At 45.7% G+C, this 26,983-nt stretch carries 23 protein-coding genes, 1 rRNA gene and 2 riboswitches; of the genes, 1 reads left to right on the forward strand and 23 read right to left on the reverse strand.

Features of this window, described 5'->3' with window-relative positions:
- The 6 genes from BLR65_RS07495 to BLR65_RS07520 form a co-directional block, all read right to left on the reverse strand.
- Window positions 1–242: ribosomal RNA gene (locus BLR65_RS07495) — 16S ribosomal RNA — on the reverse strand; the annotation flags it as partial.
- Window positions 243–653: 411 nt separating this feature from the next.
- Window positions 654–2,378, reverse strand: coding sequence for a methyl-accepting chemotaxis protein (locus tag BLR65_RS07500; RefSeq protein ID WP_245692565.1), 1,725 nt, complete (start codon window positions 2,376–2,378; stop codon window positions 654–656).
- 126 nt (window positions 2,379–2,504) lie between these two features.
- Window positions 2,505–3,554 carry a SpoIIE family protein phosphatase gene (locus BLR65_RS07505; RefSeq protein WP_093793576.1) on the reverse strand — a complete coding sequence of 350 codons (1,050 nt, stop codon included), beginning with the start codon at window positions 3,552–3,554 and terminating at the stop codon, window positions 2,505–2,507.
- Between the two features lie 21 nt (window positions 3,555–3,575).
- Window positions 3,576–3,878, reverse strand: a complete 303-nt coding sequence (locus tag BLR65_RS07510) for an STAS domain-containing protein (protein ID WP_093793577.1) — start codon at window positions 3,876–3,878, stop codon at window positions 3,576–3,578.
- Between the two features lie 30 nt (window positions 3,879–3,908).
- Window positions 3,909–4,295 (reverse strand): ATP-binding protein, encoded by a 387-nt coding sequence (locus BLR65_RS07515; protein WP_093793578.1) that lies wholly within the window; start codon window positions 4,293–4,295, stop codon window positions 3,909–3,911.
- A gap of 340 nt (window positions 4,296–4,635) precedes the next feature.
- Window positions 4,636–5,610 carry a sugar phosphate isomerase/epimerase family protein gene (locus BLR65_RS07520; protein WP_093793579.1) on the reverse strand — a complete coding sequence of 325 codons (975 nt, stop codon included), beginning with the start codon at window positions 5,608–5,610 and terminating at the stop codon, window positions 4,636–4,638.
- Window positions 5,611–5,718: 108 nt separating this feature from the next.
- Here BLR65_RS07520 and BLR65_RS07525 point away from each other — a divergent pair, with 108 nt between their 5' ends.
- Window positions 5,719–7,419 carry an ABC transporter ATP-binding protein/permease gene (locus BLR65_RS07525; protein WP_093793580.1) on the forward strand — a complete coding sequence of 567 codons (1,701 nt, stop codon included), beginning with the start codon at window positions 5,719–5,721 and terminating at the stop codon, window positions 7,417–7,419.
- A 6-nt stretch (window positions 7,420–7,425) separates the two neighbouring features.
- On the opposite strand, the gene cobO is transcribed toward BLR65_RS07525, so the two are convergent.
- From cobO to BLR65_RS07600, 17 genes are all read right to left on the reverse strand, one after another.
- Window positions 7,426–8,052, reverse strand: a complete 627-nt coding sequence (cobO, locus tag BLR65_RS07530) for a cob(I)yrinic acid a,c-diamide adenosyltransferase (RefSeq protein WP_281241504.1) — start codon at window positions 8,050–8,052, stop codon at window positions 7,426–7,428.
- Window positions 7,994–8,185, reverse strand: coding sequence for a hypothetical protein (locus BLR65_RS07535; protein WP_093793582.1), 192 nt, complete (start codon window positions 8,183–8,185; stop codon window positions 7,994–7,996). The genes cobO and BLR65_RS07535 overlap by 59 nt, the downstream gene beginning before the upstream one ends.
- Before the next feature lie 16 nt (window positions 8,186–8,201).
- Complete coding sequence (locus BLR65_RS07540) at window positions 8,202–9,473, reverse strand: ABC transporter ATP-binding protein (protein WP_093793583.1); 1,272 nt, start codon at window positions 9,471–9,473, stop codon at window positions 8,202–8,204.
- Complete coding sequence (locus tag BLR65_RS07545; protein ID WP_093793584.1) at window positions 9,470–10,513, reverse strand: FecCD family ABC transporter permease; 1,044 nt, start codon at window positions 10,511–10,513, stop codon at window positions 9,470–9,472. Before BLR65_RS07545 ends, BLR65_RS07540 begins: the two co-directional genes overlap by 4 nt.
- 44 nt (window positions 10,514–10,557) lie before the next feature.
- Window positions 10,558–11,853, reverse strand: a complete 1,296-nt coding sequence (locus tag BLR65_RS07550; RefSeq protein WP_169716937.1) for a nitrogenase component 1 — start codon at window positions 11,851–11,853, stop codon at window positions 10,558–10,560.
- Window positions 11,846–13,147, reverse strand: a complete 1,302-nt coding sequence (locus BLR65_RS07555; protein WP_093793586.1) for a nitrogenase component 1 — start codon at window positions 13,145–13,147, stop codon at window positions 11,846–11,848. The genes BLR65_RS07550 and BLR65_RS07555 overlap by 8 nt, the downstream gene beginning before the upstream one ends.
- Window positions 13,134–13,949, reverse strand: a complete 816-nt coding sequence (locus BLR65_RS07560; RefSeq protein WP_093793587.1) for a nucleotide-binding protein — start codon at window positions 13,947–13,949, stop codon at window positions 13,134–13,136. The genes BLR65_RS07555 and BLR65_RS07560 overlap by 14 nt, the downstream gene beginning before the upstream one ends.
- Window positions 13,950–14,015: 66 nt before the next feature.
- The gene (locus BLR65_RS07565) at window positions 14,016–14,636 is read right to left on the reverse strand and encodes a tetratricopeptide repeat protein (RefSeq protein ID WP_169716938.1); all 621 of its coding nucleotides are present in this window, start codon (window positions 14,634–14,636) and stop codon (window positions 14,016–14,018) included.
- 322 nt (window positions 14,637–14,958) lie between these two features.
- Window positions 14,959–15,141: riboswitch (cobalamin riboswitch) on the reverse strand.
- Window positions 15,142–15,226: 85 nt separating this feature from the next.
- A complete protein-coding gene (locus tag BLR65_RS07570; RefSeq protein ID WP_093793589.1) occupies window positions 15,227–17,137 on the reverse strand; it encodes a TonB-dependent receptor plug domain-containing protein in 1,911 nt (636 codons plus the stop codon).
- Window positions 17,134–17,745, reverse strand: coding sequence for a TonB-dependent receptor domain-containing protein (locus BLR65_RS07575; protein WP_245692575.1), 612 nt, complete (start codon window positions 17,743–17,745; stop codon window positions 17,134–17,136). Before BLR65_RS07575 ends, BLR65_RS07570 begins: the two co-directional genes overlap by 4 nt.
- A gap of 254 nt (window positions 17,746–17,999) precedes the next feature.
- Window positions 18,000–18,183: riboswitch (cobalamin riboswitch) on the reverse strand.
- A gap of 54 nt (window positions 18,184–18,237) precedes the next feature.
- A complete protein-coding gene (locus BLR65_RS30790) occupies window positions 18,238–19,284 on the reverse strand; it encodes a cobaltochelatase subunit CobN (protein ID WP_245692578.1) in 1,047 nt (348 codons plus the stop codon).
- The gene (locus BLR65_RS30795; protein ID WP_245692580.1) at window positions 19,184–20,503 is read right to left on the reverse strand and encodes a cobaltochelatase subunit CobN; all 1,320 of its coding nucleotides are present in this window, start codon (window positions 20,501–20,503) and stop codon (window positions 19,184–19,186) included. The genes BLR65_RS30790 and BLR65_RS30795 overlap by 101 nt, the downstream gene beginning before the upstream one ends.
- Window positions 20,500–21,249, reverse strand: coding sequence for a cobaltochelatase subunit CobN (locus BLR65_RS30800; RefSeq protein ID WP_245692582.1), 750 nt, complete (start codon window positions 21,247–21,249; stop codon window positions 20,500–20,502). Before BLR65_RS30800 ends, BLR65_RS30795 begins: the two co-directional genes overlap by 4 nt.
- Window positions 21,250–21,398: 149 nt before the next feature.
- Complete coding sequence (locus BLR65_RS07585; RefSeq protein WP_245692584.1) at window positions 21,399–22,562, reverse strand: adenosylcobinamide amidohydrolase; 1,164 nt, start codon at window positions 22,560–22,562, stop codon at window positions 21,399–21,401.
- A gap of 13 nt (window positions 22,563–22,575) precedes the next feature.
- The gene (locus tag BLR65_RS07590) at window positions 22,576–23,424 is read right to left on the reverse strand and encodes a sirohydrochlorin cobaltochelatase (protein WP_093793591.1); all 849 of its coding nucleotides are present in this window, start codon (window positions 23,422–23,424) and stop codon (window positions 22,576–22,578) included.
- 163 nt (window positions 23,425–23,587) lie between these two features.
- Window positions 23,588–24,958: an MATE family efflux transporter gene (locus BLR65_RS07595; RefSeq protein ID WP_169716939.1), complete on the reverse strand. Its 1,371-nt coding sequence runs from the start codon at window positions 24,956–24,958 to the stop codon at window positions 23,588–23,590.
- A 177-nt stretch (window positions 24,959–25,135) separates the two neighbouring features.
- Window positions 25,136–26,968, reverse strand: coding sequence for a TonB-dependent receptor plug domain-containing protein (locus tag BLR65_RS07600; protein ID WP_093793593.1), 1,833 nt, complete (start codon window positions 26,966–26,968; stop codon window positions 25,136–25,138).
- Between the last annotated feature and the right edge of the window lie 15 nt (window positions 26,969–26,983).

Consider the following 26,983-nt stretch of genomic DNA (forward strand, 5'->3'; position numbering starts at 1 on the left):
TGTTGTCCCCAGCTTAGAGGCAGGTTGTCTACGCGTTACTCACCCGTTCGCCACTGAATTCGCTAGTTCGAGGTTCGATTGCTCGAAGTTCGATTTTAATGTTAGCAATTGATCTATCAATTGCTTCATCATACTTCGATCCTCGAATTCTCGAACCTCGAACCCGCGAAATTCCGTTCGACTTGCATGTGTTAGGCACGCCGCCAGCGTTCGTCCTGAGCCAGGATCAAACTCTCCATAAAAAAGCAGTATTTAGGAAGTTAGATGCACTACATCTAACTAAGCGACTACATCGACGCTAAAGCGCCGTGTATCTGCTTATGTTCGATGCATTAGCAGTCGAACCTCAGCTATCTTATGAAGCCATTTGTTGGCTCTTAAATCAAGAAATTATTTATTGACGTTGAATTATCATAAATGATAATTCAACCGCACATCTGGCTTTTTGATGCATTACTTACATTGTTCAGTTTTCAGGGAACATCGTCGTTCGCTGACGACTTATATATATTACCACACGACTTTTCATTGTGTCAATATATCTTCATCTGGTAATTTTTTGAATAATATAATTCGCTGAACCCCATATCTAATGAATTCTTATAATACCTTAAAGCGGCAAGCGCCGCTTTAAAATATTATAAAGTGTTATATCAGACTACAAATTGCTCCACCGATTTTTCTAATTCATTCGCCATTGCGCTTGTCTCTTCTGCACTAGCCGCCACTGTCTGTAAGGCGGAAGATTGTTCTTGATCGGATGCCAGCACTTCCCCACTATGCGCAGCTACTGTTTCAATCACACTGGAAAGATCGTTGATTAACTTTACAATTTGATCCGAATTGGCAACCTGCTCGGAAGTAACATCGCCAATCTCTTTGGCCTCTTGCGCCATAAGGGTTACTGCCTGCAATATCTTATCAAGAGCCAGTCCCGCCTCATTGACAGTAGTAACTCCACCCTCGACTTCAGTCACATTTTGTGCCATCGCCGCTACAGCCAGTTCCGTTTTCTCAGTAACTTTTTGAACCAGCGAGGTAATTTCCTGCGCACCCTGATTAGACTGTTCAGCCAGTTGCCGAACTTCCTCTGCCACTACCGCGAAACCACGCCCGTGTTCCCCGGCGCGTGCGGCCTCAATTGCGGCATTGAGTGCCAAAAGATTTGTCTGTTTAGCAATACTGGTAATGGTATCAATAATCTGCGAAATTTGCTGAGAATATTCACTTAATTCGCTGATAATCTGACTGGATTTTTTCGTTTGCGCGGTAATATTGTCCATCTTACTCACGGATTCGTTGACTTTTGTCCGGCCATTTTCGGCTGCGGCTAATGTTTCTTGCGAATTATTGCACGTATCATTTGCCTTTTTCTTAGCAATTTGAATTAGACTGGACAATTCAACTAATGCCTGTGACGCTTCCAACATAGACTGGTTACCGTTTTCTGCTTCACCAGATAAGCGCTCCATACTCTTAGAAACTGATTCACTTGTGGATGTAACTTCTTCAATAGATGCCGCTGTCTGCTCCGAGGCCGCAGCCAGTTGTTCCGAAGCCGAGCGAATTCCGGTAATCATACTGACAAAATGGCTATGCATAACACTTAATGAACGCCCTAACTCTCCAATTTCGTCAGAAGAATGAGTCTCAATTGCATCCCGCAAATCTCCTGCCGCATATTTCTTAGTAGCGTCAGTAAGGACGATTATAGGGTTCCTAATCGTCTTCGTCAAAACTATAGCAATGACCAATCCTAAGATCAGCACAACCAAGCTGACGACAAGAGAAAACAAATTCACGTTATCTACTCTATTTTTACTGTCATCAATTAGACTTTTTGCAAGAGCAGCATTATTTTCGGCAAAACCATCGACATCGTTGGTAATTGCTTGATCCAATGGTGCCAGCCGTTTAGTCATTTCGTTTAGTTTAATTTCATATTCCCATACCAAAGCGGCATCACCTGCCGTCTTGGCAGTATGATAGGCTTTAACCAACGGAATATAATCCTTGGTAATGATTTCTTTATATTGAGTTGTATCATCAATTACATTTTGAACCTCCTGCCGTTTATCTTCTCTCGCCATAGTCAGCAGTTCTTTTTCATCGGCCACCATGTTTTCAAAACCACTGTCAATTTGTCCCAAGTATGCGGTTTCACCATAAGCGGCATAACCCCGAATGGCTGCTATCGTTGCCTTATACTGTACTGCAACATCATCGGCCAGCGACATCCGCTTATTCGCTTCATCGATTTTTATTAAATCAGCCTTGGAATGTTGCATATTGATAAAAGAACTACAAGCCATAATCAATATAAGTAATAAAATAGTGCCAAAACTCACCGCAAATTTAAAACTCAATTTTGTTTTCAACAAACTCACCCCTAATTCATCCAACCGCCCATCTATATACAACGTGCTAAAGATTTTTGCTCTTCATACACCAGCCGCCTGCGCCTGCAAACTTCTTTAATGCCGAATATATAGCATGAACATAAATTACCGAATTACTATTCCAACCCCTGAAGCATCATCCTTGATTGCTTTGTTAGTTGACAGGCTTTTACACAGTTCATACATGGTTGCAAAGGTATGTGAACGAGCTATAGGTTGTGCCAGCATTTCAAATAGCCCGTCAGTCAAAAAGAAAAAACTATCGCCTGCGTGAAAGGTTAACACCCCTTCGTCATAGGCCTCATTTTCGTTAATGCCTAAAAACAGGCCAGGACTCTTTATCACCCTTGCGCCTTTAGTACTTAAGCGGATAAAATGACTGACTCCCGCCGAAGAATATGTCATTGTCTTATTTTTAAAGTTAAATGCAAACAGTAAGGCGGCCGCAAAGCCACCACAACTAAAAAACGGCATCACTTCATTGTTAATCCAGGCTAATTTGTCACCAATCGCTATATGTTTCTCGATTGCCTGACGAAAGAGGTAGCGCAGAATCCCCCCTTGGCTGGTGGCGGTGATTCCATGCCCCATCACGTCGAGAATAATCCCATAGAGAGTTTGATTGTTATTATCATATTGAATATCATATAAATCACCGCTCAAACCGTGCAGCGGCTGATAAACAGTTTTTAAAGAAAATAGTTCTGTCTCCAAATCACTTGGCAAGAGCAGTCGTTGAATTTTGCCGGCAACTTCAACTTCCTGACGCATTTTGTCTTCAATAGCCGCATCTCTTACAAGCGCGGCAATAACCGGCTTGCCATGCATAACCAGGTAGCGGGCACTGATTTCCACTTTAAAAAGAGTACCGTCTCCTTTAACATGATTCGCCGAAAAAACATACCCCCGTTTTTCCTGTTCAATCACCATCTCTACTTTTTCACGGACGGTTTCCCGCGACTCATGACTTAAGTCCATAATTGACAGGCCCACGACTTCCTGAATCCCATAACGATACATGTGCAAGGCCTTGTGGTTCATAAATATAACAGCATCCGTCTTGGCATCCACTAACAATATAGCGTCGTTGATCATATTTAATAGATCAAAACGTTGGCAATACTCGCACATCTCCGGCTTTTCCCTAGTACTCATTTCCACATCCCCTTGGGTTGGCTACTGCATGTCAAATACTTTATTTAAACGGGTTAACTCAAATAATTCTTTAACAAAGCCGGTCACGCCACTAATTACCAGGCTGCCGTTGCTTTGCCGTGTCCGCTTGTGTATGGAAACTAATACACCAAGCCCGGAGCTGTCAATGTAGTCAACTTTATCCATCTTTATCCAGAAGTGATTTTGCCCTTCTTCCATATATCTGATAAGTTTTTCCCTAAGAATTTCTGCGCCTTCAACATACAGTTCTCCTGACAAATTGACGATAACTTGATTATTGACAATACTGGTATCGATTTGCATGGAATAAACACCCCTTTTCTTTAATTTTTTTCATACGCATCTGACGAGTCTCCCAGTTTTTTTAATTAAAACCACTTCGCTTGGTTCTGAATTAAAGTAATACTGGTCTACGCAATGCCTGATAATTTCAATACCTCGTCCGGTTTCCCGCAACCCTTCTTCTCCATTACCATTCACCGGCGTATATCCCTGGCCTTCATCCCGGACGATAACCCGGACTTCCCCTGGCATACTATTTATTGTTAGCTGTACTTTTTTTGTTTTATCTTGTTTATTGCCATGAAAAATGGCATTATTTACAGCCTCGTTAATCGCAACGAAGAATGCATCCACACCTGTAGCCAGCATTTCTTTAAGTTTCTTTCGAACAGCTTCACGCAATTGGGCAAATTCCTCCACTGTCGAAAAGCAATACATGCATTTCACCCTCTCACCTCTCACATCGTTCTGGTTAATAAACAAATAGAGGCATAAAACAACAAAAGATCCTCTTTTGCAGTTTCATGCCAAATTTATTATATTAAACAATAACCTTACCTGAAAATCAATTTTACAAGATTTTCAGACTGCTATATAGTACCCAATAAAGATTTACCGGCAGGAAGCGGAAGTCAAGCGCCAGCGGTGGAGCGTTACTAACACCCTGTCAGAAGAAAATCTTTATTAGACTTCCTATAACCTTAGTATAGCCTCGCTATTAAAAGGCTGTCAATCCAAAATGTTCCATAATGAGGAATCCTAGCGAAAATTGTCTTGGTTATATTGCCATTTTTCTCAAAGTGAGTACTTTTTGCTGCCGAACCAATTTTTGCTCCCATTCAGCCCTGTTTCTATAGATAAACTCATGCACGAGAAACTCCGGGCGCACAAAATCAATAATGCGCTGAGCGGCTGAGGTAGTAAACGGCCTGTGTTCATCAATCTTGAGGACATGATTCATTACCTCTTCCATATCATAGTTATCTTTAAAGTTCTGTACGTTTTGACTGGAACGAACGTACTTTCCCGATAACGACTTGTTTAAATGAATCCCTTTGACATATTGCGCATAGCTGCCTAAATTTTTGATAGTATTTAGGATATAGCTGACTCCTTCCGCTTCTGTAGTTAAGTCAGGATTGGTATTCATTAAATGACCGGTATCAAGCATTATCCCAATGTTGCGGTGAGAAACGCCCTCCAGCAGCATAGCTGTCAAATTTGCATCGGTAAGCGTCAAACCCGGCCACCACAAATTTTCGAATAACAGGGTAATATCCTGAGGAATCTCCGGTGCCAGCGCATTAACGACTTCTATCGTTGCTTCAATCACTTCCCTGCTGGTTGCACTAAAATTCCAGTTAAATAACTCCGACACCCGGGTATGGCTAACATGCAATACCAGGTATTTTACGCCTGCCTGTTGGGCGGACCGTATATTATCACGATAGATAGCCAGCCACGCTTCACGGGTCGGCCCTCCATAGCATTCGTTTATGCTTTCCTGACTGCCAAACTGACGAAGCAGCACTTCCTGGTCACCGCGCCAAAAGTCCAGCCACCAGGGCCAAAAGCGCAGATGACAGCCCTGCATCCATTCCCGCTTATGAAACTTTGCATCCCAGGGAGAACAAAACATCATTTCCAATCCGTCCAGATTATACCGTGATAAAAAAGCCTGCAGCCGTTCCGGACTATTCCCAAACAATTCATTATCCGTAGTATAGTTCGATATATTTACAAGTTGCAGCATACTAAGATCCTCGCTTAGTTATTTTGTATATCTTACATACTATTCGCATATACATGCCATATCTGCCTTTTATAACACTCTAGCTTCCTACTGAGAGGAGAAGTTACTTTGGTAAAGCTGGCACTTTCCTATTGGTTGTCGGCCGTAGCGCCAAAAGCATGGATATTATCCCTTTTCCTAGTTTTTTGCACAGGCCTGCTTGCTTTTTTAAATATGCAACTCAACAACTGGCAGGTAGACTTCTATAACCATTTGCAACAACATAACCTGTCTGGTTTTTTCCAGGATTTAGTGCAATTTGTCATAATAACTTCTATTTTAGTTACAACATCAGGCTGGCAGACTCATAGTAAGATGCTGCTGCAAATATGCTGGCGACAGTGGCTAACAAATACATATATATCTCTCTGGCTCCATAATCAAACTTACTTTCGTATAAAATTCACTGCCACTCCTATCGATAATCCTGACCAACGAATTGAAGAAGACATTCAGCTTTTCGTTACCCATTCGCTCGATTTAGCGGTAGGCTTACTGCGCCATTTAGTAACCCTTGTCATATTTTCAGCTGTCCTTTGGAAATTGTCAGGAGACCTAACCATACTTTTGTTTGGTACACCTTATATAATTCCAGGATATTTAGTTTGGTCGGCCCTGCTTTATTCCGCTTTTGGAACCTGGATAACCGTCAAAATAGGGCGGCCACTCATGATTCTAAACAATATTCAACAAAGCAACGAGGCGGATTTCCGGTATAAATTAGTGCGAGTCAAAGAATATGCAGAATGCATTGCATTATATAGAGGAGCTTGCTGGGAAAAGAACAGCCTGTTCAAGAATTTTTCACGCATTATTGCAACCTACCTTGCTATGATTAAAACAACAAGAAATATAACCTGGATATCTTCAGCCTATACGCAGTTGTCTACTGTTTTTGCCTTTTTGATTGCGTCACCCAGATATTTCAATGATGAATTACAACTTGGCCAACTCTTTGAAATAGCCGGTGCCTATTGGTATGTTCATTCCGCATTGTCCTATATCATTGAAAGCTTCGGAAAATTTGCCCAATGGCGCGCTGTAACGGATCGTCTCCGGCTGTTTTACGCTCAACTCAAATCACTGGAACAAATGAATAAAAAAACGTTATCTATTTGTAATCATAACACACTACTAACCAAAGAGCTTTCTATATTTTCACCAGCCGGCCACATTTTGATAAACAAGCTTTCCCTAGAAGTCACTGCTGGTGACAGCTTGCTTATTACCGGTCCTTCCGGTTGTGGAAAAAGCACACTGCTGCAGACCCTGGCCGGAATTTGGCCCTATTTCGACGGGCGAATCTCCCTTCCGTCCCACAGCGGTGTACTGTTTCTTCCACAAAAGCCCTACCTCCCCGTAGACTCCCTGCGCAATGTTGTTCTCTACCCGCAAAAAGCTGACCTCATTCCGGACACAAAGATAAAAGAAGCGCTCACTATCTGCAAATTAAACGGCTTGCTCTCACAACTGGACATGGAAGCAGACTGGTCCAAAACCCTTTCGCTCGGTGAACTCCAACGCCTTGCGCTTGTCAGAGCCTTCATCCATCAACCTAAATGGCTATTTCTCGATGAAATCACTGCCTGTATTGACGCTGACACAGAAGCACAAATATACCAGGTACTTAGAGAAAAATTACCCCACTCATCGTTAATCAGTATTGGCCATAGAGATTCACTAAAAGTTCACCATCGCCGAATTTTAGAGTTAAATGGTACAGGCGACTGGCGTTGCTTTGAACAACCCCAGGCATCCGCTGCGCTTTAATGCTCATCAATACTCTATGCCTTTTTGGGCTTTAATTCCCTGTTTCAGCGGATGTTTTATTTCTTTCATTTCTGTAACCAAATCCGCTTTGTCAATAATCTCCTGCCGCGCTTCGCGACCGGTAAGCACCAGATGCAAAGACTCCGGTTTCATTGCCAGCAATTGCAGGACTTCGTCCACTTGAATCAAGCCGAACATAATTGCATAATTAATTTCATCCAGGATAATCATGTCCCATTTACCGGACATGATTTCAGTTTTTGCATCACGCAACGCATGTTCGGCTGCTGCTTTGTGGTCAGCCCGGTCATCATCTTTGATGTTTCTTACGAAACCTTCGCCCAATTGGCGGATGACAAAATCAGCCCCCATCCTTTCGGCTGCCTGCAATTCGCCATACTTCCAATTTCCTTTAATAAATTGCAGAACCAACACCCTAAGTCCCTGCCCCCAGGCCCTGAGCCCCAACCCTAAGGCAGCGGTCGTCTTTCCTTTGCCATTTCCGGTGTTTACGATAATCAAACCTTTTGTTTCCGGCATGTAATTCATCCTCTCTTTCTTGTATTTATTTGTGTTATAGCCAGCATTTTTTTCCGAAGCAAGCCATTTGTCTTGCCTTGAAGCATCCCTCAAGATAAGGCAGAGGCGTTACCGGCAACGCGATATTAGTAAAACAAGGTGTCTTTTTTCTTATTGGTCCAAAATCATCAACGCTATCTACCGGCCAATTCTTAGGAACATATTGACATTTACTATATTGCCGCATTACATACTCCTCCTGGCTAATCAGGCACAGGATAAAAGCCTTCTCCGGCTGCCAACTGCTCTGCAAACTGCTGCGAATTCATGACAACGACCTGCTGCAATTTGAGCAGGTTCCTGTATACCGTGGTAGCTTTACCGCCGGTATAATCCCGCTCTTCGATGGGCGTATCCTCAATCACAATCAGTTTCCTGGCGACAAAAGCAGCTTCCAGATTATCGAAATTCTGCTGTCCATAACATAAATTGCAAAGCACAGTAAAATCAGCCGCAAGAATCTTTTCCCGATTTTCTTTCGCCTGTATTTTTTCAATTTCACAAAAAGGCTGGCCAACAATAGCCGCTATACCAAATGCCAACGCTATATCGGCATCGGTGTCCCCTTGTTGGAAAACTCCCCCGCTTAACGTATAGGCACTTTCGTACAAGAGCCGCAGTATTTTTCCCGCAGAGCCACCGCCGCCAATCACGTGAACCGCTCTCTGCCTTGTGGTCGTACCGGCGGCCTCGTAGGTATGAATATCCAGATTACCTGTTACTTTATTGATGAAAACCGCTGAGTGCAAACCATAGGCTTTTTCAAGATTTTCCTTGGTGATCACTTCTTGGGGTTTTCCGTCCGCCAGCACAGTACCGTCAGCCAGCAGAATCAGCCGGGAACAAAACTTGGCCGCCTGTTTGATATCATGAGCGATAATAAGTACAGTCTTGCCTTCTTGGCACATAATCCGGCAATAGCGGAATATTTCTTCCTGATATACCAAATCCAGGCTGGCTGTCGGCTCATCCAGAAAGATCAGCGGTGTCTCCTGCGCCAATACCTTGGCCAGCAGAATACGCTGCCGTTCCCCGCCGGATACCTGCTGCACCGGTTTCTCCGCCAACTTATCGACGCCGGTAAACACCATATACTTCTGAGCGATCGCATAATCCTGTTTCTGCTCGCTTTGCCACCATTTCAGGTAAGGATAGCGTCCGGTCAGTACTACCTCACGGGCCGTAAAACCAAAGCCGACATTAACTTCCTGCTGCATATACGCGACATGTTGCGCCAATTCTTTTTCGCTCATAGCCAGTATTGGCCGGCCATACATTCTGACTTCGCCGGACGCTACGGCACACATACCGCGTAAGCTGCGCAGCAAGGTGCTTTTGCCGACGCCGTTCGGCCCGATAATACCGATAAATTCTCCTGGTTTTGCGGCAAAAGAAATATCGTGCAGAATGGTTTTGCTCCCTAGAGCAACAGCGATGTTCAAAACTTCCAATGCCACTTGCCCGGCTTTCTTCATGATAACCCGCCCCCTTTCTGAGCCTTACGCAACAGGTACAGAAAATAAGGCGCTCCCACTAACGCCGTCATAATCCCAACCCGGATTTCAGAGGGCGGCATTATGATGCGTCCCAGCGTATCGCAGGCGACCAAAAACAAGCCGCCGGCCAACGCACAGGCAGGCAGCAAGGTGCGGTGTTCGGGCCCGAGCAACAGACGCATAATATGCGGCACGACCAAGCCAACGAAGCCAATTGTACCACTGACACATACCGCCGTTGCCGTTGTCACGGCAGCAACAACCAGCAGCAATAACCGAAAAAACGCCACCGAAACTCCCACGGCCCGTGCTTCCTGTTCGCCTAATGCCAGAATATTGAGGTGCCTGGCCAGTAAACACAGAATAAGAATACCGATTACCACCGGTCCTACCGCCAGATAAACATGGTCCCAGCGGCGGTAATCCAGCCCCCCTACCATCCAGAACAAGAATTCCCGTAGCCGGTACTCATTCATAAAGGTCAATATTCCCGAAGTTAATGCTCCCAGCAGCATGCTTACCGCCACGCCGGCCAGCAACAATACCATGACCGGAATTTTACCATCCCGCATTGCCAGAAAAACCGTCAGCCCGACCGCCAACAGTGCGCCTGCCAAAGCAAAGAAGGGCATATAAAAAATCCCGCTGGCCGTCACTCCTAAAGCAATCGCGATAACGGCTCCTAACGCTGCGCCGCTTGATACCCCGATGATTCCCGGATCGGCAAGCGAATTGCCAAATACCCCCTGCATCACGGCCCCGGAGACAGCTAACGCTGCGCCTACCAGGATTCCTACCAAAGTCCTTGGCATACGTATATGCCAAATAACCGAAACCTGTTCCTGCGTAACAGCTACCCCTTCTGCACCTGTAAGATGCAGCTGTTTCCCAATAACGGCCAAAGCAGCGGTAACAGGCACATTGATTTGTCCCCAAAGCAACGATAATAAAACAATCATCAATAGCAGCACAAGCATGCAAGCAAAAAAAACTGCTTTATTTTTAATCCTGCCTGTCATAACATTCAGTCCTTCTTATCTATTATCAGGTACCTTATATCGTATTATCTTCGCTGACAATTCGCAATATGCCGGTTCCAGAGGCTCTCTGTCAGATAGCATGCCCCACGGAACCCCATTAAAGGCCAGTCACAAAGTTGAACCTCATCATAGACCGGTAAGGCGATATTCAGATAAACTGCATCTGCCACCGACCGTTGCTGCAATATAGCTCTTTCATTACTGCTCCCTAACAGCAATCCGCCGGTCAGCGCCGTCAATTCCTGCTCAATGAGCTGACTGTCGCCGGCAGCATCTAAAAAAGCATCGATATATCCCTCGGTGGCAATATGAGCCGGCCGCCGGTCATACGATACTACCGTCAGTCTGCCGGTATCCAGCCATTCAGTGCGGACAGCCACCGCCATGGCAACCGCAACCGAAGCCGGAGCGGCAATGAGCGTCTTGGCAAACCATAAGTCGCCCCAGATGCGCTGCATTTCCAATTCGGCAGCCTGTTGTTTGCGTTCCAGTCTTTTAACCTCCTGACTAACCTCGGAAAAATCGCAATCTGTAGGTGTCAGATGCTGTCTAATGGTTTCCAGCCAGGCAAAAGATCCCTGCAGACCGTAAGGCAACGCTAATGTCACATAGGGCATTCCATATCGTTCCTGTAACATGTTGGCCAAATCCAACCCCAATTCATCATGGACAACAATATTGAGCGCTGCTTGGGCCATAGCGGTTATTTCCCCAGTACTGCTGCCTGCGCCCGGGCAGGCCAGCACTTGATAGCCTGCCCGCTTGAGCATCCGCTCAAGTTCCCGCACATCACTCGCACCCCGGTAATAACCGACCGTACCTCCCAGCAAATTGACAGCATTGGCTTGCACATTTTGGGGCCGGGTCAGCGCAATCTGATCGAAATAGGCTTTAGCCGCATTACGGTAACCGGCAGCGAAACCGCCCTCCATGCCGCCGCTGTCCATACAGACCACCGGACAAGGTAAATCAGCTTGCCTGGCAATTCCTGCAATATCATCACCAATCAAACTGACAGAACAACTATTTTCAATGAGTACAACGGCCGGTCTGGTCTGCCGGCGTATGATCTGCAAAGTTTCCAGCAGACATTCTTCCGTACCGTAAATCACCGCATGATTATCGGCCTGAGTACAGTAAAACCTAGCGTTAATTTCCGGACACTGCTTTTGCAAGTAACGCAAGGCATAATAGTAGCACCACATGGGGCCGTTGGCGATTAGCACGGCGTCAGGAATACCGGCAAAAAAGGCGGCGGAACCCGTAAGCGCGCATGCCTCCGCTAAAAAGCGCGCATCGTTCCACTCTTCATTACACATACAGGATGCCACCTCTTCTCTCATGCCGCTGTGCAAGCTGGACCAATTTTGTCATTAAGGTGATGATTCCGCCTACTCCGGCCAGTGGTAAGAGCGGCAGAAAAAGTTGTTTCTTGCGTACATCAGGCAATTCGTGAGTGGTAATAACAAAGTCGGCTGCTTCAAATAATACTGCATTGCCTTCTGACCGCGAAAAGCAAAAAATCTCTTTTTGCTGGCGCAGTTCCTGACGCAAATTGCATTCTTGTTTTTTGGTAAGCATCTCATCTAATACGGCAACACCTATTACAATTATCCCATAAAGAGAGATCAACTCCAACACCCACGCCGGGTCAAAATAAGTCAGGGGCCGGCCGATGCACAGCACTATTTTCTTGCCTTTCAATAACGGGCCGCATTCGGCTATATGCCTGGTTAACCGCGTTCTTTCCATTTCAACAGCCACTGCGGCTGCCTGTTCCTGCTGAAGAAACCGGCCAAGCTCTGTCAACCACCCGCTTGTCGCTTGCCAGCCAGTTGGATCATCACCGTCAAAAAACGGTATGCTTAGCAATTCATCCAATTTCATTCCTAGCTTGCGAATCCATGGATAAGACATTTTTGTACCACTAAGGGGTATCGTCATTGCCGAACACGGCACCCGCTTGATATCTTCCAATGATGCGAAAGCCGGGAAATGGCTATGTACTATCAGCCCGAAATAGGCAAACATCCGCTTAAATTCCTGCACATCAGTTCCACTCGGTCCCCCGCGGTCACCTAATAAAGTAACCGTATGACTCAGCTTGGGCTGCCGGGTCATAAACCGTTCTGCCAACTTTATGCCCGCATGATAAAAACCGGTGTAATAATCGCCGTCAAGATAACCGTAGCAAGGCACCGACATAACCGGTAGCCTGAGGTCCGCCTCGGCATCACTGGCGACAGCCGCCGTATCGTCGCCAATTACGCCGGCTACACAGGAATTGGCAATCAAAATATACTTAGGTTTGTATCTGCGGGCTGCATACTCAATGCATTTTCTCAGCAGTTCAGCTCCGCCGAAAACAGAATGTTCTGCCTGCAGGCCGCTGATGATAAGCGGCGCCGCATACTGTTCGGGACAAAATTGCCGCTCTACCAATGAACGGAAATGCATGCCCAGATCCATTTCCCTGCCAATATGGCCGCATGCTTTCGGACTATGATAGATGACCACCGCCCCTTCATTATGGGAGACAGCCCGCCAAACCCCCGGCATCGTACAGCTATATCCCCGCTTGCAAACGGTTGCGGCCTGCTTATTCATCACCATAGGCAAGCACTAACTCTTCTAAATCTTCAAAAGCCAGGGGGGTTGGCACAGTTAATTCCTGATTTTCACAAATAAAATTGGCTAACTGCCGATAAACCGCGGCTTGCGGCGCAGTTGACGCAAATTCTATTACCGTCTTACGATGAATTTCGGCCTTATTGACAGTGCGGTCCCGGGGAATATAGGCAACCAGCCTGGTATTTAACCGTTCGGCAAATTGCTGCAGCAGGGCTTGTTCATTAGCAAGCCCGCGGCTGTTGCCAATAATACCGCCAAGCCGTACCGGTCCCCGCGCGGCATAGCGGGCCACTCCCTTGGCAATATTATTGGCAGCATAAAGAGACATAAGCTCGCCGGAGGAAACAATATAGATATCGGTTGCGTAACCTTCCCGTATGGGTACGGCAAAACCGCCGCACACCACATCTCCCAGTACATCATACAGGACAATGGCTTCCTCAGGCAAAGCCTGCAAGGCTTTCAGCTTTTCCAGCGCCACAATAATGCCGCGGCCGGCGCAGCCTACCCCCGGTTCAGGCCCTCCCGCCTCCACGCAATGTACACCACCAAAACCGGTATGCACAATTTGCTCGGGTTTTACCTCTTCGCCGTATTTTTTCACCATATCAAGAACCGTTTGCTTGCAAACCCGCCCTAATAAGAGCCGCGTTGAATCATTCTTGGGATCACAACCAATTTGGCAGACCTGATAGCCGTTTTCCGCCAACGCTGCCGATACATTGGCGGCAGTCGTAGACTTGCCAATACCGCCCTTACCGTAAAAGGCAATCTTTTTTTGCATAATTTCTTAGCCTCTCCTATTTATATACTATTATGCTACTAAACCTATGCTTGCTTTACTTTATCCTTATGGCTCAACCCCCAACTTTTTCAGCATATTTTTTGCCACCGTTATGGCTTCCCGCGTCTGTTTTTCAACCGGAACATTAGCCAGTAAGCTTTTATAAGCTTGAATAGCCTCATCCGGGCGATCCAGCTTTTGATAGCATACCCCTTTCACTAAATATGCGCCCGCATGCTTAGGCTGTACGACAATTACCTGATCCAAATCATTAATTCCAAGCTCATACTGCCCCAGATAGTAATAACATATCCCCCGCCGGAAATGGGCGTCGATATTGCCGGGAGCCATTTCTATAATCTTGGTATAATCAGCCGCCGCCGCATCATACTGCTTAGTTTCAGAATAAACTCTTCCCCGTACCGCATAGGCCTGTATATTTTGGGGATCCAATTGAATCGCCTGCGCATAATCGGCAATGGCCAAGGTAAACTGCTTGTCCTCTTCATAGGCTTTCCCCCTCTCTATATAGGCTGTAACCGCATGGGGATCAGCCGCAATCGACCGGGTGCAAGCCGCGATACGTTCTTGGTTAATTTCGGCTTCCGCTTTCTTGCCGGCGGCAAACCCCAGGGATAGATTGGCCGTTACCAATACAAACAGAACTAACACTACTAGTCTTTTCAATAAAAACACCTGCCTTTTTCTTGCTATATACAACGTGCCAAAAACATCCTCTATGCTAAAATAACGCTTGTGCCAAGCCCTTCAGGACGGCAGAAGCCTAATATTTTTCTTATCCCCTAGGTTAAATAATGAATCTTATACTTTCTGATGGGGTAAGAAATTCCCGACTGCTTACGCAACCGGGAGAATTCCTCAGTATAAACCAAATAAAAACTCCTGGTCCATGACCAGGAGTAAATTCAGTCAAAAAGCACACTTACTGGGAATAAGCTCCACCATAAGCTAATGCATCTGTAATCTCCTCCCCATCACTCGTGGGTAAAGCGGCGATCTTAAACAGGCAGTTCTCCTGGCTCTGGATCATAGTTTTCCCAAACCTTCCCAGGACTCTTGTCCCAGTGGCATATCCTTGGGTTCACTCCCCATTACAGTGGCGGGACCGCGCCGGCTTTTAACCGATCTTCCCTATTAAGCCCCTTAGGGCACCTGTCTTACTTTTATGAAATTGATGAACCGTATTTAAGTTTAAATTATCATTAATTACCTATTTTGTCAATATTTTATTTGATTGGATAGGCATGCCGACCAGCTTAAAATACCGCTTTTACCCCTACGACATAGTTTCGCCCGCCGCAAGGATACGTGCTATTAGCGGCATAATTGTTATAATACTTGTCAAAAATGTTATTAACGGTAAGAAAAGCCGTATATTCCTTGCTGAATTTCCAGTTAATATCCGCATCCCATACCCAGTAGCTTTTCTCAATATAGTTATAATATTTAGGGTTTATCCGGTCAAAGGCAGCGGTCCCCTTGATATCGACGCTAAGCTTTTCATCCACGTAAGACGCCCCAATATTCCAGGTCTTTTTAGGAACATTAGGATCGCGCGCATAGTCCGCGCTACCGGTTTTATTTTGGACATCCATATAGGTAAAGCCGACAAAGCCTTTGAGTGTAGAAGTCAACTGCTTGCTTACCTGCAGTTCAATCCCATCGGCTTTTTGTTTATCAACATTGGACGGTACCCAATGCGAATTATAAACATCGGTGCCAATATCCTGCCAATTAATGGCATCTGTTAGTTGCCGTTTAAAATATGAAATTTTTCCTTCGGTAGTATCGTCAAATTTATGATTGATACCAAACTCCATATTCCAGCCGGTTTCCGGTTTTAAATCCGGATTGCCGTCATAGATATCGGTATAGGTTTTTGAATTATATGTATATTGTTCTACCTTATGCGGCCAGTACAAATCATCAAACCGCGGCGCATGGAAGACCTTTCCCCAGGATGCATAATACGTGGTTTTGTCGCTGGCTTTATAATTGGCCGCCATATGCGGCGTCGACCGCTCGCCGTACACACCATTATCATCATAACGGAACCCGGGAGTTACACTAAATTTTTGAGAAATGTCCCATTTATCCTGCAGGTAAATTCCCTTTACCGTATTATCCTTACTGCCATAGGCTGAACTCTGGATTTCATCCTTGCGCCAGTCGATTCCTGATGATAACAGATGCTTGTCGCTTAGTTTTGTATTAACCTGATAGTTGAAGCCTTTAATCCGTACATCATGATCATCACTGACATTAAACCGGTGGGAAGCATTCTGGTACACCTTGAGTTGATAATCCGTATTGGTCGAAGTTTTTTCCTTGTAGGTAATATCCCAGTTATGCTGCTTGGTGGTATTATAACCATCGACAGCACTCCCGTCGTCGTCAACCTTAAAATATTCATAGGCCACGGTCAAATCACCATTGCCCAGCTTATCGTCCACTCTAAAGGTATACGCGTTTTGGTCAACCCCTGTATAATTCACTGTTTTCCCGCTGCCATCGGTATAATTGCCTACATGTTTTTTGTCGGCGCTGAAAAACCAGCTAAAATCGCCGTCTTTTCCCTGATTCGTCATGGCATAATTGCGGCTGTTCCAGTTTCCGCCTGAAGTCGTAACTGTAGTCTTATTGTCTGTGCCTTTTTTCGTGATGATATTAATCACGCCGCCAACTGCGTCCGCACCATACAAGGCCGAGCGGCCGCCTTTAACGATTTCAATCCGGTCAATATTTTCTATACCGACTAAACTTGTCAAATTTGTTGTTGCTGTACCAAAACCGCCAATGCCGTTAGGCATATTCATACGCCGGCCGTCAATCATAACCACAACCTGCTCGCTGCCGTTAATAAAAGGAGCGCTGATACTGCCCGGCCTGCCATATGTCCCAATATTCACCCCGGGAATATGCCGCAATATCTCGCCTAAATTCCGGTAGTTTCCTTTTTCAATTTCCTCGCCGGTAATTACCGTTACATTGGCTGCCGTCTCCGATGCTTTCACCGGCATACGGTTAGCGGTAACCACCACTTGATCAAACGAAAATTCCTGGTCCTCAGCCTGAACAACAGCGGGGAACTGGCATAATACCGCGCTTGCCACCATTGCATACAGCAGGCTTCTCCTGGATTTTTTCACTGTCCTGTACCTAATCATTTTCCTACCCCCAAATTTATTAAAATTAAGCCGGCACACATGTCCCGGTAAAAAGAAAAACCGAAACCGTTCTCTGTTAAATCAGCATCCTGTTTGGCAAAATACTGGTTGAGCGCCGGCATTTGAAAAGACTTGCCAATATTGGTATACCAGGAAGTACTGTCATTTATTTTATAAAGGGTCTGGATTTGCGGCAAAAAGACATTTTGCCTTGTCGCATAATCATCAATAAAATGCCCCCGCAGCCCCAGGGTTGTACTAAAGTCAGGCGTCATGGCATAGGTATACGCACCATATATGGCCAGACTATTGCGCAGGGCATTTTTACGAATAGCCGCCGTATCTGTGGAAGGATCATTATAATGTTCAAGTTCCACCAATATCTCATCTAGGCTATAGGCTAAGGACACGATACGTTTTGGATTCTTCGCCAGCATCATGGTACAGCCGCTATCATCCGTTATCGCATAACCGTCTTCGCTATGCGGTGTTTTCCCGGTGACCGGCCTGGCCCGGCACCCGGCAAGCAGTAGGCAGATCCCCACAAAAACTACCAAACACCCTAACAGCTTCCGGCTTTCGCTAAGCAGCCTCACTATACAGTTCACACCTCCTTTCCGGACCATCTAAGTACAAAATAACACAAGCATAGCCACACTATGAGCAAACATGATGGCAGCGAAGATATAACAAAACCTCCCGACTGCAAACAGCGGGAGGTTTATCGACCACAAAACCAAATAAAAACTCCTGGTCAATGACCAGGAGTAAATTCAGCTAATTAACGCACTTGCTTAATTACGGTTACCCGTCCAAACAAGCAAATGCAACTGTAATCTCCTCCCCATCACTCGTGGGTTAAAACGGCGATCTTAAACAGGCAGTTCTCCTGGCTCTGGATCATAGCTTTCCCAAACCTTCCCAAGACTTTCGTCCCAGTGGCATTATCCTTGGGTTCACTCCCCATTACAGTGGCGGGACCGCGCCGGTATTGCACCGGTCTTCCCTATTAAGCCCCTAAGGGCACCTGATTCGGCTATATTCATTTTTATTCATTTTACCATTATTTTCCCTGGATTGTCAAATAATTCTTGCAGGTTCTAACCGTCACAGCGTTCCTCAAGCTCTCCTTCAATGGAAAGATAAATATTCTGCAACTCTTTGACCATTTCCTCTGTCGTATTCCACATACCGCGCTGCTGCGCTTCCAGCAATGATTCGGCAATTCTCTGCAGCGCCCAGGGATTAACGTCCCGCATCCATTCCCGCATGGCCGGATCAAGCGCATATTTTTGGGCATATTGCTCATACATCCAGTCTTCCATAACCTCACTGGTCGCATCCCACTGATAGCTATGCGCTACATAGTTCGCCAAATCCGCCGCACCTTTGTAGCCATGTTTCTTCATCCCTTCGATAAACTTCGGATTCATCGCCTCGCCGCGGAACAAGCGCTTAATTTCAGCCTGCAGGCTGCGCATAATCACATGGCTTTTATCCGTGCTGTCGCCGCAATAAGAACGCGGCGCTTTTCCCCGGATACTGCGTACCGCAGCAATCATGCCGCCATGATACGAGTTAAAGTCATCAGAATTCAGGATGCTGATCTCCCGGTTATCCTCATTATGAATGGTCGCGTCGATTGTGCTTAGGCGCCGTTTAAACAACTCCGGCAGATATTTCCCTTGTTCCTGTTGTCCGTACACATGCGCGCCCCAGCGTATATAAACTTTTGCCAAATCGTCAACCGTTTTCCAATTTTTTTCTTCCAATACATTGGCTACACCGGCGCCATAGCCCCCCGGCGGACAACCAAACAGCCGATACTCTGCCTGCTTTCTTGCTTCTTGCACACTAAGCCCCGTTTTCTCGAGATAAAGAGTATCTTCCATTGCATGCTTACGCACATAGTTCATCTCCGGGCTCTCCTCAAGCCCGGCCGCCATGTGAACTGCTTGATCCATCCAGGCAACCGCACAGGGCATACTGTCCCTCAGCAGGCCGCTGAGCCGTCCGGTAACGTCAATTCTCGGCCGCTGCAGTTCGTCAAGCGGCATAATCTCCAAACCGACGACCCGGCCCGCTGCCTTTCTGCCAAACCGGCCGGATACCCAGCAGATACAAAAATTGCCCGATGCATTCGCCATGCGTCCGCATATTGGCGCCGGCCCAAAGAATGATCCCGATTGACTCAGGATAGCGTCCCTCAGCCGCAATATAATCATGAATCACCGCATCGGCCATTTTTTTGCCTGTCTCCCAGGTGACCCTGGACGACAGCATCCGCGGATCAATACCATAAAAATTTCGCCCTGTCGGCAACACATCCGCCCGGCCGCTTGTTGGCGCACCGGCCGGTGACGGCTCGATAAACTCACCGGCCAGCGCCTTAAGGGTATTGGTCATTTCCTGTACGGTTTTGCCAAGATTAGGCGCAATATCGGTGCAGATATAGCGGCATATCGTGCGCATATCAGCCTGCAAATCCATGGCCATTTGTCCGTAGTCACGCAGCTTACATACATCTTCTACCGCCTCTTCCGCAAAATCCCGCTCCATCAGTGTTTCTATAATTTCCGCACTGGCCGCGCGTATACGGTCTGCCAGAGTGCCGCAGGTAATATTTTTCCCTTCTACAAGTTGTGCACTGTTCTCCAAGAGTTCATAATAATTATAGCCGTCCTTTTTGGCCAGCAGCCGGGCCAGGGAAGGCACCTGGCCGTTCTCAAGCCGGGTTAGCGCCAGCAGATATTCCCGCAATACTTCGCCCTGCGGTGGACTACCGAGGATATGCAGGCCAACGCGGATCTGCATGTTCTTGATATCGGTCACATACGCATGAATTCTGCCAACATAGGCGCTGAACTCTTCATCATCCCCTTGAGCAATATCCTGATCCAAATGCGCCACCACAACTTTTTTCCGTATCAAGTCAATGGCACTTTCGGCTTTTTCCGGCTGATTAATCTGGAGCTGGCAATACTCATCAACCAGCTTTTCTAATTCCTCCAGTTCGTCATACGTACCGGCATTGCTCATGGGCGGTGTCAGATAATCAATCAGACAGGCTGCCCCGCGCCGCTTAGCCTGTACGCCTTCACCGACAATGGTAACAATATACGGATAAATATTCGGCAGGTCGCCAAGCGCAATATCCGGATAGCAATCCCGTGACAGGCCGGTCCCTTTGCCCGGCAGCCATTCCAGAGAGCCATGCGTCCCGACATGAACAACGGCATCTGCCTGCCAGATATCCCGCAGCCAATAATAATAAGCCAAATAATAATGAGTCGGCGCTGCATCAGACGAGTGATAAATTTTGCCCGGATCTTCGCCAAAACCGCGCGGCGGCTGAACAGTAATCAAAATATTATCATGACATCAATACAGGTCTTACCGTCTTTCATAAAGTACTTACGGATTGCTTCCTCCAATCCCGGCGCACCCAGCTCAGAATTGGCAATGCCATCGCTAAACACGGCAATCACATTAAAGCCCTGCCGCTCACATTCCTCAATCACTGCCTTGGGGTAGGCAAGGTTATCCATCAGCCATTCATTGCGATAAAACAAGAAGCCAATGGTTAGGCGACTTGGCCGGCAAAAGGCCAGTGCATATTCCGCCAAATCGGTATAGGCCTGTCCAGCCCGCGGATGATAAATGCCATGCCATAGCTGCGGCATTGGCGGCTCAAAATCACCTGCAGCCTGGGTAAACCGTTGAAACAGCCACAGCCATAAATTTTTATAATTTTCCAGACCGCCATAAGTTTCATACTGCTCCAGGCAGTGATGGTCGTCAGCGTTAAATCCCGCAGAATCCTGTTCGTCAGCCTCATCACCGGCGGTAATTTTATAGAGTATGTTATGTTGCCGAAAAAAACGGCGGGCTTCCCGGAAAAACGGCGCGTCAATTCCCAGCCCCATCCATTTGACGATGACAACCTTGGCGCCGGTCAGCTTATTGGCCCATTCCTCATCCCAGACAGTTTCCTTCTCAATAATATAAATTTCCCCTTCACCCGGAAACCGCCCTTCCTCCTCAGCCATTTGTTTCGCTCTGGCCAAGGTATAACGAAGATCGGTATTAACGATAAAAATAATTTTCCCCATCACAATCAACTCCCGCTAATTCCATGCCACTACCCGGCTGCAATTTTCTCCCACAAAAAAGCACCGGTATCCTGATAAGCTTTCCGGCCTTGAGAAAAATCCCAGCATCCCGGATCTAATGCGAATTACCTCACGGGTTAGAAAATCTATCATTTCGCGGCATCGATCCTGGCCGCTAAAATTTTTACGATTAGGGAGGACCAAGCCTGAATACTTGGTGCCAGTTCCGAAGAAGACGGGACAGACGGTGAAACCCGGTATTTACCGGCTGTCAATACAAGCAGATCATTGCCTGCCTGGATTAATTCGTCGCCGCTCAACAATCGCCATTGAAATTGATCCAATAAGTGAACATACAGAGATGTGCCGGTTACCAGCGCCGGCTCCTTGTCCAGCTGCTCGAGAAACGCTAAAAACTGCTGCCTGTCAATCATTCCGTAAGCATGCAAATATTCCTGATACAGCGTTTCCTGCGTAACGCCGTAACGATTCATACGCCGCAGCACACTATGCTGCTTCTGAGGGGACAATCCGGTCTGCCGCAACAAAGCTTCCTTTACTGCCTGTTTCACTGTGCAGCCGATCAGTTCACCTAATTTAGAATGTTTTCCTGAATCCTCCAAGTATAGTGATGACCCCGGATTAGTAATAATCATAGTTTGATCTGTTCCCGAACCGGTGGCCAGCCCACTCGAATATTTGCTGCCGGCCATCAGTTCCTGTAAGGCGGCTGTTTTGGCCTCCGTACAGGTTACCAGCGCCCGGGCCATTGTAGCCGGGGGAATATCGGCGTCAATAACCAGCATTATGTTAATTGTTCCCGGCTTATGCAAAGTTGTTTTTTCCCCGGGATTAAAGTAAGTTGCCGGATCACCGGCCCGGCCGCCGTTGCCTTCCACCCCGCCCGTAACGATGGCTGTCACGGTAAGTGTTTTATAACTCTCGGTCTGAATAGCGACATTGTCCATAGAAGCGGCCGTACCCATGCCGGTTACCCTGCCGGGATCAAGCCCCAAAGACCTTGCCACATCCTGGAGGTAACCCAGATAAGTAGTTGCATCTACGCCGGCAGCCCCTTTCATGTCGTGATTAAAAACGGCGCTCAGATGTTTCTGATATCCTCCGTTTAACAAAGATGTACTCAACACATCTCTGGGATTGGTAAAATTGACAAAAATACTGGTGTCCTGCCGGTAAACCGCGTCACCGGTCGATAATGTATAGATTTTTACCCGCTCGCTGGCGAGGCAGGGAATAATACTGCAGCACACAATAATAGCCAGCAATATTCCTACTCTCATATACCGTTTCATTTGCAACTCTCCTTTAAATGATATGTCCATGCGGCGGATGGTCGATGGCGGCTTGGAGATGGGCTACATAAATATCCTGAAAAGCTTTATTTTCACCTAAACCACGGAAATATACGTCAACCTCAAAACCGGCTGCCAATAACTGAGATTTGGCAGAATCCTCAGCCTCACCCGCCATGTCCTTAGCTGCATGGTCGCCGGCTACCAGCAAAAACGGCATCAGCGTAACCTTTTTTACCTGTTTTTGTTTGAGCTTGCCGATAATTCTGTCCAAAGACGGATAGCCTTCTACCGTATAAATATAAGTATTCGCAAGTCCGGCATCTTCCAATTTTAACTGAAACACGCCATAGGCGGCATTAGCCGGATGCATTCCGCCGTGCCCCATAAGTACAACAGCACTCGCCGGCTCGAACTCCGGCAACTGGGATGCTAACGCTTTTATGGCAATTTCATAGTCATCAGGATGATTGTCCTGTCCCATGGCATAGAGCAGCGGACGGCTTAACCGGATTTTTTCAAACGCCCTGTCTTTGGCATGGGCATATTGGTTAACCATTCTTCGGATCTTATCATATTCTGCCCCAGGCACAATATGCAGCGGCTGGATATACACCTCCTGAAACCCGTCGGTCCGCAAGCGTTCCAAGGCTTGAACTTCATTATCAGTCCGAACCCCATCCCTCTTCGCCAACAGACTGATAACGGTACGGGAAGTAAAGGCCCGTCGTACCTCATAGTCGGGAAAAGCTTCACGAATGCGGTTTTCCACGCTTTCAATATTCAGCTTCAATGTTTCCGGATAAGACGTGCCAAAACTAACGACGACGATGGCTTTCTTTTTCGCAGTTTGTGCTTGCATCAAACGATATCGCCTCATTTCTTTCAATATTAATTTTCGAACCGTTCTTTTCTAAGCCCCTAAGGGCATCTGACTCGATAATACTGCGCACTTTCGGAAAGTCTAACCAAACATAGAGTACTTGCCGGGATTATTAATATATTTGTCAAACCTACCTGCAGGATCAAATAATGCTGATCCTTTTCCAGTGACCGCCAAGAAACCGATTTGTTACTAAAACCGCCATAATTATGCTATATCCTGTTAATGCAATCCACAGCCAAATCATTGAGAATTCTGCCCAAACACAGAGTATAAACGGCAGAATGACATAAAACAGAAACGGAACAGTTGCGTAAATTAGCATCATAAATTTGGTATCGCCCATTGACTGCAGCACACTGCCTATCGTTAAATAAACGGTATCAAACACCAGCCATACGGATGTCAGCCTCACCAACGGAATCGTTGCCGCATTTATATAGCGAATATTGCCTTGCCCCTGTTCGTCGGTAAAAATCGAAATCAAAAACTCGGGAAATAAATTATATAACCCAATAATGAAAAAATTAAAACAGATCCCGATTACCATTCCTTTTTTCATCACTGCCGTAATATTGTCCAGTCTTTTGGCCCCTCTCTCCTGACCGGCAATAATACCGACTGCCGTAGTGATGCCGATAATCGGCAATATCGAAATTGCTTCAATGGAAAAAGCAATATTGGCACAGGTTAAGGTGAATTCACCTGTTTTGCCGATAATAAGCAACAGAAAACTGAAATATCCTGTTTCAACGAAAGCCTGCACCCCGGCAAACGAGCCGAATTTCAACAACTTATAAAGCAATTTTCTATCAAATCCGTACGTGCTTAACGTCTTATACTTATGTTTAAAAGTATTTTTGTTTAACAGAAATGCATACAAAACAAGGCCAATTGTGCAACTTATCATTGTTGCCAATCCCGCTCCGGCTATTCCCCTCGCGGTTAAACCGCAATTACCGAAAATCAACAGCCAGTCCAGTACCATATTTATAACGTTCGTGGCAACACCCACATACATGATGATTTTGGTATCGCCAATACCACGATAAAAACCGGAAAATGCCGCAGAAAAAATTTGGATACAATTCGCCAGTATAATCAGATAAAAATATTCAACTTCGTATTTTACTAGTTCACCGTCATGCCCCATGATTCGAAAGATATCGGCGGCAACAACAGATAGCAGGCCTAGCAATACCAAAAAAAACATACTCAGATACACGCCCTGCCACATAGCGGCTGAACAGTCGCTATATCTGCGGGCACCGTAGTATTGTGCTATAAGTACTGAAACGTAACTTACGGCACCCGTAAAAATACAGGAAATCGCCGTAGCCAAAGAGCCGGCCGGCATCATGGCGGCAAACTGAGTAAGATTATAGTGCGCTACAAAGGTCCGATCGACAAAAATCATGATATTTACTGAAAGCATGGAAAGTACTACCGGATATGTAATTGTAAGAATATTCCTAAAAGAAATCATAGGTATCTCTTTACTTGTTTCGCTCACTTTATCCCCCATTAAGTCACAACAAAAGCAAAAAGCAATTATACAATTTATTACTATATTTTTTCGGCACAACACCAAAAGACCCTTTATAGCTGCAAGCTTCGAAGGTTATTATTTCCCGGTCCCTCACTCAATTCAAATGTAATAAAGCTGCAAAATAACAAAAAGTATATCGCTTTAAAAACTTAATTTGTAACCTAATAAGAAATTGCAGGGTGCAACATAATAATCGGTAGCACCCGAATAGACAATATCGTCACGATCCAAAACATTGTTTACGCTAAGAAAAATATCACTATTTTTCGTCAAACTGTAGTTTACGTTCAAGTTTGTTAGCAAATATGGCTTCACATCGTTTCCATCAGAAGCCCTTTCCCCTAGATAAGTTGCATTCAAACTGGTACGCCATTTATCTTTTTGATAAGTTGCGCCGCCGGTCACTTGCAGACGTGCATAATCACGTATCCAGCCACTGGATATGCCAGCGTCTATAGTCTTGGTCCGCGGGTTACCGTAACTTACTCCCCAATTATAGGTCCAGCCACTGTTGCCGGTAATATCACAGGAAAGTTCAATACCCGTATTTTTCAGATCTTCATTGTCATAGACAAAATCGTCTTTTGCCGAATCCCATTCTGCGGTAATGTTATCTTTGATAGAATAATTGAATAAAGCAACTCGCCAGCGATGATCATTCGTATTCTTTTTCCAACCTATCTCATAGTGCATCCCTGTTTGCGGTTTTAAATCTGCTCCTTCTTTTGTGCTATAAATCTGATGCAAATACGGCATTTTATAGGATTGTCCAATGTTCAAATACAAATTTTCTTCTTTTCCTAATTTATGAATAATTTGTCCTTGCCCACTGAAATTTGTATTATTGTAATTTTGGGGAGCACCGGTTGTCCACGACTCACGTGCACTTATAATCATTGTATTCCGTTCGTTAAGCGGCTTTTCATACTGCGCATATGCCGAAAAATTATTTCTGGACTGTTCGCTTTCACCGGAAGGTGTATATTCTTCATCTTGGTAGGAAGTGCCGAATAATAGCTTTGCATCCCCGATATTCCAGTCTTTTTGCAGATCAAAGCCCAGATTATCATTTTTTTCCTTATCTTTGCTTACTTTGCCGGATTTTAAGGTTACTGCATTTTTCATTCTAGTCCGGTCAACATAATACAAGGTTGCCTTCATATGCTCATCCGCATAATTTAATTGAGCGTTATTGCGCTCAACATCTTGCCGAGTATCTGTTGTTTTCGTAATATAATGATATTTCGAATCTATGCGATTATAAAATAAACTCAGCTTATCATCAAACCGGTAATTTAAACTAACGTTATTATTCTCCGGACCTTTCCATGTTTTGCCGTCACTGGCAACATGCTCTCTGGTTCCCCATTTGGAATATTGATAGCCTATTCCTAATTTTCCGGCTTGCAGACTTACGCTGTGATCTTGCTGATTAAAATTGCCAAAAGATGATTTGACATAATTTTCTCTTTCTTTTTTCGTAATAATATTAATAACGCCGCCAGTTGCCTCGCTGCCATAAAGGACCGAACCGCCGCCCCGGATTACTTCTACTCTCTCAACATTTTCTACCGGAATATCACTTAAATCATAAGTTCCTCGTATGTTAATCGGTGTTCCATTAACCAACACAAGCGTTCCATTCCCCACGCCCCGAATTACTAATTTACTTGTCATATTTCCCATAGAAGATCCAGCTGTTCCATAGCCCTGCACCTCTATACCAGTTGTATACTTTAATGCTTCATACAGATTTACCGCCCCGGTGTTTTTTAAATCTTCCGTCGTATAAATATCAGTCGATGCCGCAACATCTACATCTTTTTTTTCGTACCTTTGTGCTGTTACAATTATTTGATCTAAGTCAAAATCCTGCGGGGAATTTTCAGCAGTTGCAGCACTTGCCACGCCACTCAAGCCAACACCTGCAATCAGCATAGTCGCGAAAACAGTTTTACCTAACTTCTTTTGCATTATAAATCTCGCTCC

Origin of the sequence: Sporomusa acidovorans, assembly GCF_900101845.1 — a bacterium.
GTDB classification, from domain to species: domain Bacteria; phylum Bacillota; class Negativicutes; order Sporomusales; family Sporomusaceae; genus Sporomusa; species Sporomusa acidovorans.